16 protein-coding genes are annotated in these 15759 nt (G+C 39.6%); 4 read left to right on the forward strand and 12 right to left on the reverse strand.

All coding sequences use genetic code 11. The features are described from left to right. Window positions 1-13 precede the first annotated feature (13 nt). From WCW66_01630 to rpmA, 3 genes are all read left to right on the forward strand, one after another. Complete coding sequence (locus WCW66_01630; protein MFA6391442.1) at window positions 14-1483, forward strand: pilus assembly PilX N-terminal domain-containing protein; 1470 nt, start codon at window positions 14-16, stop codon at window positions 1481-1483. 2 nt (window positions 1484-1485) lie between these two features. Next, a complete protein-coding gene (locus WCW66_01635) occupies window positions 1486-2700 on the forward strand; it encodes a hypothetical protein (GenBank protein MFA6391443.1) in 1215 nt (404 codons plus the stop codon). A gap of 69 nt (window positions 2701-2769) precedes the next feature. After that, window positions 2770-3048 carry a 50S ribosomal protein L27 gene (gene rpmA, locus WCW66_01640; GenBank protein MFA6391444.1) on the forward strand — a complete coding sequence of 93 codons (279 nt, stop codon included), beginning with the start codon at window positions 2770-2772 and terminating at the stop codon, window positions 3046-3048. A gap of 59 nt (window positions 3049-3107) precedes the next feature. Here rpmA and WCW66_01645 read toward each other — a convergent pair whose 3' ends face one another. From WCW66_01645 to murA, 4 genes are all read right to left on the reverse strand, one after another. Beyond that, window positions 3108-4760: a CTP synthase gene (locus WCW66_01645; GenBank protein ID MFA6391445.1), complete on the reverse strand. Its 1653-nt coding sequence runs from the start codon at window positions 4758-4760 to the stop codon at window positions 3108-3110. 40 nt (window positions 4761-4800) lie between these two features. Further along, on the reverse strand, window positions 4801-5247 hold the full coding sequence (rplI, locus tag WCW66_01650) for a 50S ribosomal protein L9 (protein MFA6391446.1): 447 nt from the start codon (window positions 5245-5247) through the stop codon (window positions 4801-4803). 158 nt (window positions 5248-5405) lie between these two features. Then, on the reverse strand, window positions 5406-6647 hold the full coding sequence (locus tag WCW66_01655) for a S41 family peptidase (protein MFA6391447.1): 1242 nt from the start codon (window positions 6645-6647) through the stop codon (window positions 5406-5408). Further along, on the reverse strand, window positions 6647-7909 hold the full coding sequence (gene murA / locus WCW66_01660) for a UDP-N-acetylglucosamine 1-carboxyvinyltransferase (GenBank protein ID MFA6391448.1): 1263 nt from the start codon (window positions 7907-7909) through the stop codon (window positions 6647-6649). The genes WCW66_01655 and murA overlap by 1 nt, the downstream gene beginning before the upstream one ends. 83 nt (window positions 7910-7992) lie before the next feature. Between murA and WCW66_01665 the strand changes: the two genes are divergently transcribed. After that, on the forward strand, window positions 7993-9330 hold the full coding sequence (locus WCW66_01665) for a PEGA domain-containing protein (protein ID MFA6391449.1): 1338 nt from the start codon (window positions 7993-7995) through the stop codon (window positions 9328-9330). 1 nt (window position 9331) lies between these two features. On the opposite strand, the gene rfbD is transcribed toward WCW66_01665, so the two are convergent. The 8 genes from rfbD to WCW66_01705 all read right to left on the reverse strand — a co-directional run bounded on the left by rfbD (window position 9332) and on the right by WCW66_01705 (window position 15752). After that, window positions 9332-10165 carry a dTDP-4-dehydrorhamnose reductase gene (rfbD, locus tag WCW66_01670; GenBank protein ID MFA6391450.1) on the reverse strand — a complete coding sequence of 278 codons (834 nt, stop codon included), beginning with the start codon at window positions 10163-10165 and terminating at the stop codon, window positions 9332-9334. Beyond that, window positions 10152-11165 (reverse strand): dTDP-glucose 4,6-dehydratase, encoded by a 1014-nt coding sequence (rfbB, locus tag WCW66_01675; GenBank protein ID MFA6391451.1) that lies wholly within the window; start codon window positions 11163-11165, stop codon window positions 10152-10154. The genes rfbD and rfbB overlap by 14 nt, the downstream gene beginning before the upstream one ends. A 24-nt stretch (window positions 11166-11189) precedes the next feature. Beyond that, window positions 11190-11519, reverse strand: a complete 330-nt coding sequence (locus WCW66_01680) for a GIY-YIG nuclease family protein (GenBank protein MFA6391452.1) — start codon at window positions 11517-11519, stop codon at window positions 11190-11192. Window positions 11520-11588: 69 nt separating this feature from the next. Beyond that, window positions 11589-12866 (reverse strand): adenosylhomocysteinase, encoded by a 1278-nt coding sequence (gene ahcY / locus WCW66_01685; GenBank protein MFA6391453.1) that lies wholly within the window; start codon window positions 12864-12866, stop codon window positions 11589-11591. Window positions 12867-13077: 211 nt separating this feature from the next. Then, window positions 13078-14010: a carbohydrate kinase family protein gene (locus WCW66_01690; GenBank protein MFA6391454.1), complete on the reverse strand. Its 933-nt coding sequence runs from the start codon at window positions 14008-14010 to the stop codon at window positions 13078-13080. A gap of 131 nt (window positions 14011-14141) precedes the next feature. Next, the gene (locus tag WCW66_01695) at window positions 14142-14621 is read right to left on the reverse strand and encodes a dTDP-4-dehydrorhamnose 3,5-epimerase family protein (GenBank protein ID MFA6391455.1); all 480 of its coding nucleotides are present in this window, start codon (window positions 14619-14621) and stop codon (window positions 14142-14144) included. A gap of 4 nt (window positions 14622-14625) precedes the next feature. Further along, a complete protein-coding gene (locus WCW66_01700; GenBank protein MFA6391456.1) occupies window positions 14626-15348 on the reverse strand; it encodes a sugar phosphate nucleotidyltransferase in 723 nt (240 codons plus the stop codon). Further along, window positions 15345-15752: a hypothetical protein gene (locus tag WCW66_01705; protein MFA6391457.1), complete on the reverse strand. Its 408-nt coding sequence runs from the start codon at window positions 15750-15752 to the stop codon at window positions 15345-15347. The genes WCW66_01700 and WCW66_01705 overlap by 4 nt, the downstream gene beginning before the upstream one ends. Between the last annotated feature and the right edge of the window lie 7 nt (window positions 15753-15759).

Below are 15759 nucleotides of genomic sequence, written 5' to 3' on the forward strand. Positions count from 1 at the left end.
AGTAAAAAGACACATGTACCAATCTGATAGCAAATATAAAAATAGTTCCGGTTTTGCCCTCGTCATGCTTTTAGTCTTTTCGAGCATATTCCTAATTCTTATCGTTGCCGCCTCATCATACGTTGTCAGTCAGGCAAAAATTACAAACTCAAAAATCAGAGAGCAAAAAACATTTGAGATTGCCGAGGCTGGTGTTAATTATTACCGGTGGCATTTGGCACATGTTACGGATGATTTCACGGATGATACAGGACATGCGGGTCCGTATATTCATGATTATCGCGACATTAATGGAAATGTAATTGGCCAGTATTCATTAAATATCATCCCACCCGCCAGCGGTTCAACAATTGTGACAATCGAATCCACGGGGTATTTAACCGAAAGCCCTGATATTAAAAGAACTGTTTCGCTTAAGCTAGGCAATCCGGCATTTTCTAGTTTTGCCGTTGTTGCCAACGACGAAATGCGTTTTGGTGAAGGCACGGAAATATGGGGGCCGGTACACTCCAATGACGGTATTCGATTTGACGGCTTGGCGCACAATGTTATTTCGTCAACAAGGGATCAGTATGACGATCCGGATCATTCGGGTGCGCAAGAGTTCGGCGTACATACCCACAGATCCCCCGTTGACCCCCTACCACCATCTGCTGTTCCGGTCCGTTCGGATATTTTTGGCGCCGGTCGTGTATTCCCGGTCGCACCTGTGAATTTCGACGGAATAACGGTTGATTTAGCAGATTTAAAAGCAAAAGCGATTGCCAACGGCATCTATCTAGGCGCATCCGGAGCACAAGGATATCATATAAAATTTAATGCAAACGACACAGTCGATATTACGCGTGTTACATCACAAAGCCAGTGCAGTTACCGATGGTTTTTCTGGTGGTATAACTATTCGGATATGTGGTCAATCGGCAATCAGAGCCAGTTTACCTATAAAGGTCAAAGTTCAATTGGACTGCCAATGCCGACGAATCAGATTATTTTTATTGAAGATGATGTCTGGATAGACGGACAGATTAATGGCCAGCGTGTTACAGTTGCCGCAGCCAGAGAACCGCTTGCGTCTGCAGATGCGACAATTATAGTAAATAATGATTTAAAGTATACAAACTATGACGGTACGGATGTAATCGGTTTAATAGCACAAACTGACATTTCGGTTGGGTTCTACAGTGAAGATAACCTGCGTATTGATGCGGCCGTTATAGCGCAAAATGGCCGTGTAGGACGATATTACTATGCGGACCGGTCTGGATATACCCAAAATCCCGCTGGATGCGCAAATAACGTATATCGTGATACGCTTACGCTTTTTGGATCACTTGCCACAAATCAACGCTATGGATTTGCCTACACAGACGGCACCGGTTATGAGTTTAGAAATTTAGATTTTGATTCCAATCTTTATTTCGCACCCCCGCCTAATTTCCCGACATTAGGTGAATACTCAATTATTTCCTGGGAAGAAAAATAAATATGAAAATTATAAAAGCAATTACCATTCCTTCAATATTTATTACTCTGTTTACGATAACTGGATTTTTATTTATTAATTTGTTTTTTATCATTCAGGTGAATGGAGAAGAGATTCAAGTAAATCTGCATAATCCGCAAGATGGCGCATTATTAAGTGGTAACATCCTCGCCAGCGCCGAAACTAATTCTCCCGCAGCTAAGGTTGAGTTCTACTTTCTAGACGAAAGTGGGAGATTTACTTTTACATATGAAGGTATAAATGTCGGAAACAATGTGTGGGAATATACCTGGAGCACTGACGAGTCCATTGACGGTGTTTACCGTGTACATGCGGTTGCCGTCGATGCAAACAACTTAACGTATATCAGTGATATTAACAGAATATATGTGGATAATGCCGGAGGCAGTATCCCGGATTTTGATGGAAATTCCAACAGTACTCCGATCGAAAATTATAATGTAAACCAGAATTTTAATTTAAATTCCAATCAGAATAGTAATGCAAATGTAAATCAAAATAGTAATTCGAATTTGAACTTTAACGGCAATGAAAATGTTAATCAAAATACCAATAGTGATAATATAAATGTCAACATACCGATTAATTCAAATTTCAATTTGAATACGAATACATCTGTCCCATTGAATATTAACAGTAATAGTAATATTTCCACCAATTCAAACGAGCCAATTCAGAATTCTCCTGATAAGGATAATGACGGCCTGACTGACACTGAAGAAGGAGAAATAGGAACTGACATTTCAAACCCTGACTCAGACAATGACGGGCTCAAAGACAGTTTTGAGGAAAATCACGGTTTTAGCCCTTTAATCAAAGATAACAATACCCCCTCTCGAACACCCGACCAAAGAATTATCCAGGCAATAATGGAAGCAACTACAGGCGGACAGGAAAAAGCTAAGGATTCCGATCTGGACGGAATTCCCGATGTTGTTGAAACCGCATTTGGATCTAACCCATACAATCCAGATACAAGTGGTGACGGTCTTACCGACGGGTTCAAAGCTTATAACGGCTATCCGTTGCTTGAAGATAACTCCGGACAAATCGCAAAAACAAAGCTTGATTTACCGAATCCGGATATGCCGAATACAGAAAAATCATCTCTAACAACAACCATTGCAATTTTTGGATCTTTGATACTAGTTGTGTTTATTGTATTGATAGTTTTTCGTCCAAAAGCAGTCAAATAACTGGCTCTTGACACAACTGCGTGTTTTATTTAGAATGGTAAAGTTAGTAAAATATTAATGAATTGATTCATGTCACACACAAAATCAGGCGGTTCTACCCAAAATGGCAGAGATTCGCAATCAAAAAGACTCGGCGTTAAAGTTTCCGGCGGACAAAAGACGAATGTTGGTCAAATTATCGTCAGACAGCGTGGTACAAAATTCCATGCAGGAAAAAATGTAAAACGCGGATCCGATGACACATTATACGCGGTTGTCAGCGGAATAGTTAAGTTTAAATCCATAAAACTCAGAAAATACACTGGCAAACTCCAGAATTCCAAAGTTGTTGAAGTAGTAACGCAGTAAAATTATAAATCTAAAAGACCCCCTCTGCCGGTCGGCAAATGGGGTCTTTTTTTATTCTGCTATTTATTTTTCAATTGTCTTTTGATACTCGCCGCAATAAAATCCCTGTAAAGCGGGTGCGGATCTAGGGGTCTCGACTTAAATTCTGGATGGAATTGCACTCCGACAAACCATGGATGATTTTTCAGTTCAATAATTTCTACAAGTTTATTTTCTGGATAAATCCCGGCAAAACGAACTCCGGCTTTTTCTAGCTTTGCTTTATACGCATTATTAAATTCATATCTGTGCCTGTGCCGTTCTGATATATTTTTTGTTTTATACGCCGCGAAACTTAGTGAATCAGTATCGAGCACGCAAGGATATGCACCCAGTCTCATTGTGGCGCCATAACTTTTTTCTTTGATATTCTTCTTTTGAAACGGATTAAGATGAATCACCGGATGCGGTGTATTTTTATCTACTTCCACGGTATTCGCTTTTGAAAGTCCTAGAACATTCCGAGAAATTTCTATTGTCGCCAGCTGCATACCATAACACAATCCCAAATATGGAATATTATTTTCTCTTACATACCTTATCGCTTTAATTATTCCTTCTATCCCCCTTGATCCAAAACCACCCGGTACTATTATTCCGTCATACGCTTTCAGCTCGGATACTTTTTTTGGATTCCGTTCATATTCCTCTGAATCAATCCATGTTAACTGCGGCTTGCGGTTGTGATACCAGGACGCATGTTTTATCGCTTCAATCACGGAAATATAGGAATCCGCCAGGGTAAAATTGCCGGTACCAAAATATTTACCTACGACACCAATCTTAATTTCTTTTTTAGAGTTTTTAATCCTTTGCACCATTTTTTTCCACTCAATCATATCATTCTTCTTTTCTTTCAGATTGAGTTTTTTCAGCATTTTTGCTCCAAGCTGTTCCTTTTCAAATATCATAGGCACTTCGTAGACGCTTTCCAAATCGGGCGCGGAAATAGCGTGGTCTTTGGGAATACTACAAAATGTAGCCAACCGGTCTCTGCGTGGCTTATCTAATACCTTTTCTGACCTGCAAATAATAAAATCAGCCTGTATTCCAGCGGAATTCAGCGTTCTGGCTGCGTATTGAGTCGGTTTTGTCTTCATCTCTCCGATCACACTTGGAATCGGTAAATAGCTGACCAGAACAAACGCCACGTCTTCTGGATATTTTAATTTCAGCATTCTGCCCGCTTCCAGAAACAGCATTATCTGATACTCACCCACGGTTCCGCCGATTTCTACCACCACAATATCCGCCTTGTTTTTTCTTGCCGCAATATTTATTCGTCGGATGATTTCGTTCGGGATATCCGGTACTACTTCGACATCCTCCCCGGCATATTCCAGATTTCTTTCTTTTCTAATTACTTCACGGTATACCTGACCGGTAGTAATGTAATTATCGGCAGTACAATCTACTCCGGTAAATCTTTCATAATTACCAAGATCCTGATCTGCCTCAATCCCGTCTTCACCGACAAAAACCTCTCCGTGTTCTGTTGGACGGATCGTACCTGCGTCAATATTGATATACATATCACATTTGATCGTTGCGATATTGTATCCCCTGCTTTGCAGAATTCTGCCGATTGAAGCAGTGGTGACTCCTTTTCCTACTGACGACATTACACCACCAACGACAAATATATATTTTGTTCTCTTCTTTGATTTCGGCATTTGATTTTAAAATTATTAACACCTTCGGATAAAGGCGAAATTATTCTTTATTAATACTAATAATAAAATTAAACTGTTTATCATTTTCAACCTGCACCCCAACTTCGTGATCCCCGATATTTTTTATCGGTTTTTCAAGAATTATCTGACTCTCTTCCAAAGTAACCTTATACAAAGTCTGTACTTTTTTTATAATCTCCTTTTTCCCGACTCCGGCATAAAGCGTTCCGTCCTCACTTGCATTTGCATTGATGACAATTTTTTTATCCTTCAATATATCATACATCTTTTCAACCTTTTTCACCTTTTTTTTCTCACTCTTCAGCTCATTTTCTTTTTCCAATTTTACCTGCTGGTCTATCAATTTAGTATATGGCACAGCTATTTGCCTTGGGAATAAATAATTTCTAGCATAACCATCCGTCACATTTTTAACCTGCCCTTTTTTCACATTTGGTTTCTCGTCCTTGATGAATAATACTTTCATAATATATATAATTTACTACAATAATTTATTAGAATATTTTGCCTTGATACAATTTTTCCCATCAATTATAGCCGTAATTCCAATTTCCAGCAACATGCGATAATTTTACCGGATAATCATTTTTCAGCTGTGATTATAACAGAGATTGAAAAACTTGTTTACTGCTCAATTAATAGCTTAACAGCTTCGTCCAACTGGGGATCAACATTTGCTTCAATATCTTCCGGAGTCATCTCTACTATAATATCCGGAGTTATCCCCTCCTTATTAATAGAACGTCCGTCAGGTGTCAACCATTCAGCAACTGTTATTTTTATCGATGAGCCATCGGAAAAATCTTTCAACTCCTGTACAGTGCCTTTGCCGAATGTCTGCTCACCAAGAATTGTAGCGACTTTGTGATCCTGGATTGCTCCGGCAACTATTTCAGATGCGGAGGCAGTTCCTCCGTTAACAAGAACTACCATCGGGTATTCAATATAATTATCCCCGTTATCAACCTTATAAGTATTCTCTTTTCCATTGCCAAAATCCTCTATCAGTACAACTTCATTCAGTGGAATAAAGTATCCAGCTACGTTTACCGCAGTTGATAAAAATCCGCCCGGATTGTTTCTCATGTCAAATATTATTCCCTTGGGCTCAGCCAGTGTAATTTCCCGTATTGCTTTTTCAAACCCTTTTTCTGTGTTTTCGTTAAAATCAGAAAGGATTATGTGTGCGATATTACTGTCCAGCATCTCCCAATACACCGACTCAACAACAATTGTTTCTCTGGTAATAGAAAACTGAATATTATCATCATTACCCTCCCTTTTGATAACGAGATCGACATTAGTCCCTTTTTCTCCACGTATCATTGTCACTGCGGTATCAAGGGTCATTGCGGTAGTATCTGTACTATCTATGCTGATTATCTGATCACCGGCAAATAGCCCGGCTTTAGAGGCAGGTGTTTCCGGTAATGGGGCAATAATCACTAACTGCTCATCCTTGATTCCGATTTCAATACCAATCCCTTCAAATGTTCCATTAATCTGGTCGCTGAAATCCTGACTGATCTCCGGATCAAAAAATACCGTATATGGGTCACCAAGGCTTTCCGACATACCGGCGAGCGCTCCGTAAAACAGTTCCTTTTCACTGACCGGCTTGTCATAATACTTATTCTGAATAGTATCCCAGGTCTCCCAAAATATTCCGAAGTCTATTTCCTGCTTTTGCGGGTCATTTGTAAATTTATTGATCACGACATCTCCGACTTGTGATACCGCGACACCGTTAACTTTCCAGGCACCGATAATCAGTCCACCTGAAAATGCAATGATCAGTAATAATACTCCCGCATAAAATTTAAAATATTTCTGAACAATTGATCTTTTTTTTGGATAATTTTCCATTATTCATTCACTCTTTCTATTTTTACTCCGATTTTTTTTAGTCTTTCCTCTATTTTTTCGTAACCCCGGTCAATTTGATAAATATTATCAATCTCTGTTTTACCTTCTGCTATTGCGGCGGCAATCACTATTGCCATGCCGGCCCGCAGGTCAGGGCTTGTCAATTTTCTGCCGTGAAGCTTTGTCGGTCCGCTGATAACTACCCGGTGCGGATCACACATGATAATATCAGCGCCCATTTGTACCAACATGTCAGTAAAAAGCAAACGTCGGTCATATATGACTTCGTGTATTATCGCCCTACCGGTACTTTGCGTCATTAAAACTGTATACGGGGACTGCAGATCGGTTGGAAATCCTGGATATTCATGTGTTTTTATATCATACGATAAAATGTTTTTTGACGGCAAAATTTTCAGCCAGTCTCCGCCTTTTTCGTAACTGACACCAATCTTTGTCAGCACACTTAATAATGATTCAATATTGTCCGGCTGGCATTTTGTAATAGTTAATTCTGATTTTGTAGCTGCCGCCAGAATTGCAAATGTGCCGGTTTCTATTCTGTCCGGAATAATTGTATATTCTCCCGCAGATAATTTACTGACCCCCTCAATTACAATCGTTGGAGATCCGGCACCTCGTATCTTTGCCCCGTTCAAATTTAAATAATCACTTAACGCTACAATCTCCGGTTCCATGGCACAATTTTTTATGGTTGTAACCCCTTCAGCCAGTACAGCGGTTAAAATCATGCTTTCAGTTCCGGTGACACTGACAGTCGTAAAGAAATACTCCCCTCCTTTAAGTTTTTTTGCTTTTACCACATACATGTCCTCCATCTCTTCAATCTCGGCACCGAGAGCTTTAAAACCCTCCAGAAACAGATCTATCGGCCGCTTACCGGCACCGATCACGCATCCGCCGGGGTGCGGGAATCTGACTTCCCCAGTTCTAGCCAAAAGCGGTCCGACAAACATTACGGAAGCTCTGAACTTATTGGCAAATTTCGGCTCTAATATATTTTTCTTTATTTCCGGAATTGAAACTGCACAATTCCTAGCGTCTATTGTCACAGTAGCACCCAAATCAACCAATAAATCAGTCGCTCTATGAATATCTTCAATATTTGGAAAGTTTTTTATCGTGATCGTTTCATCAGAAAGCAGGGCTGCCGGTAATATCTTCAGTACAGCGTTTTTAGCCCCTCCAACTTCAATCTCCCCGTTCAGCGGATTTCCGCCGTTGATAATAAATTTTTCCATAAAAAAATTCCTAAAAATTCAAAATGTGGTAAAATAAGATATCCTACAGATGTATATTACCTACTAATTCCATTCTGGTCAAAATGAAGAAGAAATACCGCAGAATATATGCCCTTACACTGGTTTTTGTGTTCTTTTTGATTGCGCCCGTTTTGGTATTTTATGCCACCGGATTTCGCTATAATTTTACTGATCGGAAGGTCATTAAAACAGGTGTTTTGTCCATAGAGTCTGAACCACGAAATGCACAAGTTACCATAAACGGCAAACTATACGGATCAAAGACTCCAACTGTTGCAAAAAACCTTTTTCCCGGTGATTATACAATCTCAGTTGAAAAACAGGGTTATTATACTTGGGAAAAAACACTTCCGGTTTTTGCTAATCAATCCACCACCACAAACCGTGTTTCGCTATTAAAGTCTGAAGCGGCTCTACTTGCTATGGATGATGAAGTGACGGGGATTGTTTATTCTCCGGCAAATCATTACCTTGCCTATTTGACTTCAAATGAAGTCGGCAGTGCGGATTTGGTTATCAAAGAACATACCACACTTGCTACTGTTATTACAATCAAAAATATCGAATCCGACAGCCAAATAGCATTTACCGACAATGAAAATTTCGTCTTTATTAAAGATAAGAGTAATGACGTGATTGCAAGGATTATTTCTCTACCCGACAAGCTAGATATTTTATCGAAATCTATTTCTGCTTTACCAATTTATAAACTGGCAGAATCCGGTGATCAGCGGGAATTATATGCTATTTCCGACAATGGACTTTTCAAAATAAATATCGTCGACAAAACAATTGAATTAATCATTAAGGGGCAAATCCAGGATGTGATTGAACTGGATCAATCAATTTATTATATCGAGAAGAAAAATGATTTATCAGTTCTGTCCAAAACTGACAAAAATGATCTGAATAACATAAATGAGATACTGACATTTTCCAATAAAGGAATATATTCACTGTCTAAAACCGCCGACAGTTATATTAACATGCATGATACAAAAAACCAGGAACTTTCATTAATCAGAGTTCGTGATCAATTTTCGTTTAATCTGAATAAGTTGAACCCGGATGTTTCAAGCTTTGCGTGGTCTCCGGACAAAAGCTTATTAATGCTCTATAATGATTTTGAAATTTGGTCATTTGATCCGGAATCAGATCAACAGGAATTATTGATCAGATCAGGCAGTGTAATTAAATTTGCTGATTGGTCGCCGGACGGAAAATGGATAATTTACAGTAATGATGGTTATATCAGGGCGATTGAATTAGACGGAAGAGGAAAACGTAATATTGTTAATTTGGTAGAAAGTGACTTTGCACCATTTTCAGTCAATAAAAACACAAAAGTCATGTTTTATCATGACGCGTCGCAACATTTGTATCGAAAATCAATACAATAAACTATTTACCGGAAATATAATCTTTTAATGCAATCTGCCACTTTCTGGAAAGTGGTATTTTAGTATTAATCAATGAGGAATAATTCGGGCGTTTTGCCGGACGCGGAAATTGATCAGACTTAACTGGAATGACAGAAACGCTAAGCTGTGCTAGTTCAAATATCTTTTCTGCAAAACTGAACCAATTTGTCGTACCTTCGTTAGTAATATGATAGATACCGTATCGACTATCTCCCTCTATTAATTTTCTTGTCCGCTTCGCCAGATCCAGCGTATAAGTCGGTTTACCAAACTGGTCTTCAACAACTTTTATCTCTTTATTTTTTGCTCCGATATCAAGCATCGTGTCAACAAAATTCTTTCCGCCACGACCATACAGCCATGACGTCCTGATGATATAGTACCGCTCGCAGTATTTTTTTATTGCCTGCTCACCGATCAGTTTAGACCGCCCGTACGCGTTAACCGGATTTGATCTCGAATTTTCTTTGTAACCGGATTTGTTTTTACCGCTGAAAATATAGTCAGTAGAATAATGAATCAGTTTTGCGCCTATTAGCTCGGCGGTCTTTGCCAGATGACCAACCGCAGTCCCGTTTATCCGATTGGCCGTCTCTTCATTTTCCTCAGCTCCATCAACATTCGTATACGCGGAAGCATTAATAATTATTGAAGGAGACATTTCTCTGATCCTTTTCTGCACTATTTTTTCATTGGTAATATCCAAGTCATCAATATCCCAACAGATCGGTTTTGAATCAGCAAAAACAAGAGAAAGCTCGGATCCGAGCATTCCTTTTGCGCCTAATATCAGAACCAACTTATCGCTTCTCATACTGTTCTTTGTAGTATTTCAAATATTCTCCGGACTTGATACGTTTCCACCATCCTTCATTTTTCTGATACCAATCAATTGTCTGTTCCAGATAGGTGTCCAAATCATACAATGGCTTGTATCCTAATTCATTTTTTGCTTTGTTCCAGTCTACTGCATAGCGCCGGTCATGCCCTGGTCGGTCTTTAACGTACTCCAGCATTTCCTCAGATTTTCCCATGATATTCAAAACCCGCCTGATTAGTTCCAGATTATTTACATCTTCGGTCAGTCCGCCAATCACGTATGTTCCGCCGATCTTCCCCTTTTCCAAAACTAGTTCCACCGCCCGGCAATGGTCATCAACATATAACCAATCTCGGACATATTTACCATCTCCATAAATCGGCACTTTTTTTCCTTCAATCAAATTTGTTATAGCCAATGGTAATAATTTCTCGGGATATTGATACGGGCCGTAATTGTTGGAAGTATTGGTTATCGTCACTGGCAGGCCGTAGGTCGTGTAATATGCGTTCACCAGATGATCTGAAGCGGCTTTAGAGGCTGAATACGGACTCCGAGGATCATATTTCGTGCTTTCAGAAAATTTGGATTTATTCTCAAGAGGTAATGCACCAAAAACTTCATCGGTTGAAATATGATGGAATCTTTTAACATTATTTTTCAAGGCGGAATCCAATAAAACGTGCGTACCAACAATATTTGTTTTTATGAATGCATCCGGTTCCAGAATAGAACGGTCAACATGACTTTCTGCCGCAAAATGAACAACCGTATCAATTTCATTCATTGCCTTGTTCACCAAATCTGAATTGCAAATATCCCCGCGGACAAATTCATAATTCGGATTGCTCTCAATACTTTTCAGATTCTCCAGATTTCCGCAGTACGTTAACTTATCCAGATTCACAATGTGATCTTCCGGATGATTTTTCAGCCAGTAGTTGATGAAGTTAGAGCCGATAAATCCCGCTCCACCAGTAACCAGTATGTTCATGTTTATAGATTGCTCATTTAGATACTATATGATGCCGACCCGCCCGCCACGCGAGCCAGTGAGCCTGTTCTTTAAAAATCTTCTGCCAAAACCTGTTTTGAAGTACTTTTCTCTCCTAATTGCTTCTTTCTTCGATCGGCAAGCTTCGTAGTATATGATTTTTAATGGCCTTCTATGTTTTGTCGATTCAACTTGCCCTTTAGCATGCTCTTTCAATCTTGCGTTTAAGTCAATGGTCCAACCAATGTATAAATTACCATCTTTCGCGCTTTCCAACACATAAGTATAATACCATTTGGCTCGCTGGCGAGGCGGGCGGGTAAATCCCGCTCCACCAGTAATTAGCAAATTCATAATTTAAAATGTAAAATGTATAATTGATCGATTTAAATTATACATTATTAATTATACATTATTCATTATTTATGTTCCCTCAGTCCAGGACTGGAGATACTTCTTCTGTTTTGGTGTCAGCGTATCAATTTTAACTCCCATTGATTTAAGCTTTAGGCGGGCAATTTCCATATCTATTTCCTCAGGCACCGAATATACTTTCGTTTCAAGATTTTTATAGTTTTTCACGATATATTCTGCGGCCAGTGCCTGATTGGCAAAACTCATATCCATTACCGACGCAGGATGCCCCTCTGCTGCAGCTAAATTGACTAACCTGCCCTCTGCCAGGATATTCACAATTTTTCCATTTTTAAGTTTGTAACTTTGGACAAATTCGCGAGTTTCGATTATTTCGGAACTGAGTTTATTCAACTGGTTAATATCAATCTCAACATCAAAATGGCCAGAGTTTGAAACGATCGCTCCGTCTTTCATGTTTGTAAAATGTTCTTTGCGGATGACACTGGTATTTCCGGTTACTGTAATGAAGATATCACCAACCCTGCATGCCTGTGACATTGGCATCACCTGATAACCGTCCATTTGCGCCTGCAATGCGCATAGAGAGTCGATTTCGGTAACTATGACGTGCGCCCCCATTCCTTTTGCCCGTACAGCCAATCCTCTGCCGCAAGAACCATATCCGGCAATAACCACCGTTCTACCGGCATACAGTATGTTTGTCGCTCTTAAAATGCCGTCTAACGTGCTTTGGCCGGTTCCGTAGTAGTTATCAAATAAATGCTTCGTCTTTGCGTCATTAACAGCAATTACCGGGAAACGGAGCACATTCTTTCTCTCCATGCTTCGGAGGCGAATAACACCAGTGGTTGTTTCCTCTGATGATCCTAAAATTTCTTTCGTTTGGCTTTTCCTTTTTGACAGTAATTCGGATACTAAATCAGCACCGTCATCCATTGTTATATGCGGATGATGATCCAATGCGGATTTTAGATGCTGGAAATATACTTTTCGGTCCTCTCCGCAGATCGCATATGTCGGAATACCAAAATCCCTTACGATCGAGGCCGCTGTTTCATCTTGTGTGGACAGCGGATTGGAAGCACACAATACGACGTCTGCTCCGCCGGCTTTCAATGTATTCATCAGGTTGGCCGTTTCAGTAGTAACATGCAAACAGGCGGAAATCCTGATTCCGGCCAGTGGTTTTTCTTTTTCAAAACGGGTTTTTATCAGACGCAAAACATCCATCTGTTTTTCCGCCCAATCAATTCTCTTTTTACCTACTGCAGCCAGACGGATATTCTTGATATCATAGCCAGCCTTTTTTTTGCTTTTCTTCATACAAAATGATTATTAATGATTTTAAGACACAAAAGCAGAGGAGCAAACCCCTACTTTTTGCAAATATTTACCCTACCTATTGGCCGAGTTTAACTGCTATAACTCCAAAAACCACAAATGCCAAAACTGCAAGACTAAGTACTATAACCAGTACTTTCATTGTCGGGCTTTGTTTGGAAAAAGATAGATTCATAAAGCTCATTTTGATTAATTAATTAATTTTGCTTTTAAAATTACCCATAAAACGCGCTGAAATCTCTTTTTTTGTAAACCGGTGCTCCTGCGTACCATGATGCTCAATCGGGTAAGTTGCAACCAATGTGGCCAACTGAACAGATTTTTTTAACGGGTACTTTTTTATTATACCATGAATCAGCCCAGAACGAAATGCATCCCCCGCTCCGGTCGGATCTACAATTTTTCTGGGCTTAACCGCCTTTACAGAAAAAGTGCCGTTTTCCGAAGTTACTTGCGATCCTTTATCACCTTTAGTAACAATTACCGTGTTAGTCATCTTCATTAATTTTGTCTGGCTAAGCTTCAGTCTTTTCGTAACTAAGGCATATTCATAGTCATTGACGATGAACAAATCGGAACCGTCCAAAAGATACCTTAAATCCTTTGTAGCAAGCGCTGGAATCTGCTGACCCGGATCAAAGATATAGGGAATATTTTTACTTTTGCATGTTCTGACCGTTTTTATCATATCCGAAGCATTGCCCGGTGAAATGATGACCAGACTGTTTTTCCCTGGCATTCCGGGTTTTCCGACTGAATGGGACATAGCACCGAAATGGAACGCTGTAATCTGGTTATTCGACCTGTCTGTAATAATATAGGCTCCGGCCGTTAATTCCGACGGTATAATTTTAATACCCGACGTGCTGATTTTATTTTTCTTAAGCCACACGGCATACGGTCTAAAATCCCTGCCGGCTGTGCCAACAATTGTCGGGTCATCCCCAAGCAGACTTAATGAATAAGCAATATTACCGGCTGTTCCGCCAAAGTTTTCTTTCAATACGTTTATTCCGAAGCTGACGTTGATCATGTGGACCTTTTCGGGCAAAATATGCTCTTTAAAACGACCCGGAAAATCCATGATGCGGTCATATGCCAGCGATCCTGAGATATGTATCTTCATAATTTATTTTGTTTTAAATATTTTTCCGCCAAATGCTTTAGAATAAATTTAATGCGGCAGGTAACGAATAAATAATGCATAATTTATAATGTATCATATAAAATTATACATTCTACATTTTACATAACCAATTAAGAATGCCGGCTCCAATCAAATCCCACTTTCGGATCATTATACGGCATGCGCTTTTCATCCGGCTCTTTGGCGTTATAACTCTCTGTGGTGTGATAAAAAAGCAGTACCGGCTCATCCGACAGCACTTTATAGCCGTGCGCAACGCCAATCGGGATAACCACTAATTTATAATCATCAGTCCCCGCATTGATCACTTGCGTCTCCCCTTTCGTAGGAGAATCCTCCCGCATATCATATAGCACAATCATTGCTTTCCCGGTTGCGACGAACCAAAGATCGTCCTGTTTCTCATGATAATGGAAAGCCTTAATCGTGCCCTTATATGCCACAGTGAACGTTGTTTGTCCGTATTTTGCCAATAAGTCCTCGTCATTACGTAAAACCTCCATCAGGAAACCAGGTTTCTCCGTGGCTTCCTCCGTATCAGGAATATCCTGCCTAACAATTAGTTCTTTGATAATTACTCCGTCAATCATATGATTATTTTTTATTTCTTTCCGCCACTATTTTATTAGCCCGATAAAGAGAATCAAACGTACCCGCGTCAGTCCATAATCCGTCCAGTACTTCATACGTCATTGTTCCCTGGTTGATATAATAGTTATTTACATCCGTTATTTCCAGTTCCCCCCTGCCCGAAGGTTTCAGATTTTCAATAACATCCCAGACTTGATTATCATACATATATAAACCGACAACGGCCATTTTGCTTTTTGGATTTTTGGGCTTCTCTTCAATGCCTAAAATTTTGTCTCCACTGATCTCCGCAACACCAAACCGCTCCGGATCCGGTACTTCTTTGATAAATATTTTGGCTCCCTTTTCCTGTTTTTCAAAATCCGCAGCGGCTTTTTTTGCCACATTGTCTTCAAAAATATTATCGCCTAGGATTACCGCAATTTTATCTTCATCGGAAAAATCCTTGCATAATGCTAATGCCTGCGCGATTCCACCCGCTTCCTCCTGTACTCCGTAGGACAAGCGGACACCGAATTCTTCACCGGAGCGCAGTAGTTCCAGAAAATGCCCGGCGTGCCCTTTACCGGAAATAATCATTATGTCTTTTATCCCGGCATTGGCTAAAGTAAGTAAGGGATAATAAATCATCGGTTTGTCATAGACCGGGAGCAAATGCTTATTTGTTACCAAAGTCAGTGGCCTCAGCCTGGTGGCCTGTCCGCCGGCTAAAATTATTCCTTTCATAAATTTTCTTCGTTATTTTCGTTAAGTAGCAAGATGGAAAGCAAGATAATTATTACAGCGCTGATTATTGAAATTGCCAAGCGAAGCCAAAAATCTAGATCTAATTTATAGTAAATTACGCCAAATGAAACAATCCCCAATCCCATAATGAATAAGTAATCAGTCAGACCGGTTTTCTTCCGTTTTACCTCTTTTTTTTCTGAAGCAAAGACCGGAAAACTCATTACTATCCCACTAATAATAACAATTATCAAAATGATATTCAAATTGAAATAATCAGAGATAATATTGGCTAAAATCTGATCAAGTAAGTAAAACAACAGGAAACTCACCAGCATAACCTCAAATATCTGCTGGTTAATATCTCTGGCTAGAGACTTTACGAGATTTTTTTTCTTATTCAAAATAAAC

It is taken from the genome of Patescibacteria group bacterium, from assembly GCA_041664365.1.
In the GTDB taxonomy this organism is placed as follows: Bacteria; Patescibacteriota; Patescibacteriia; order UM-FILTER-42-10; family UM-FILTER-42-10; genus JAHJEX01.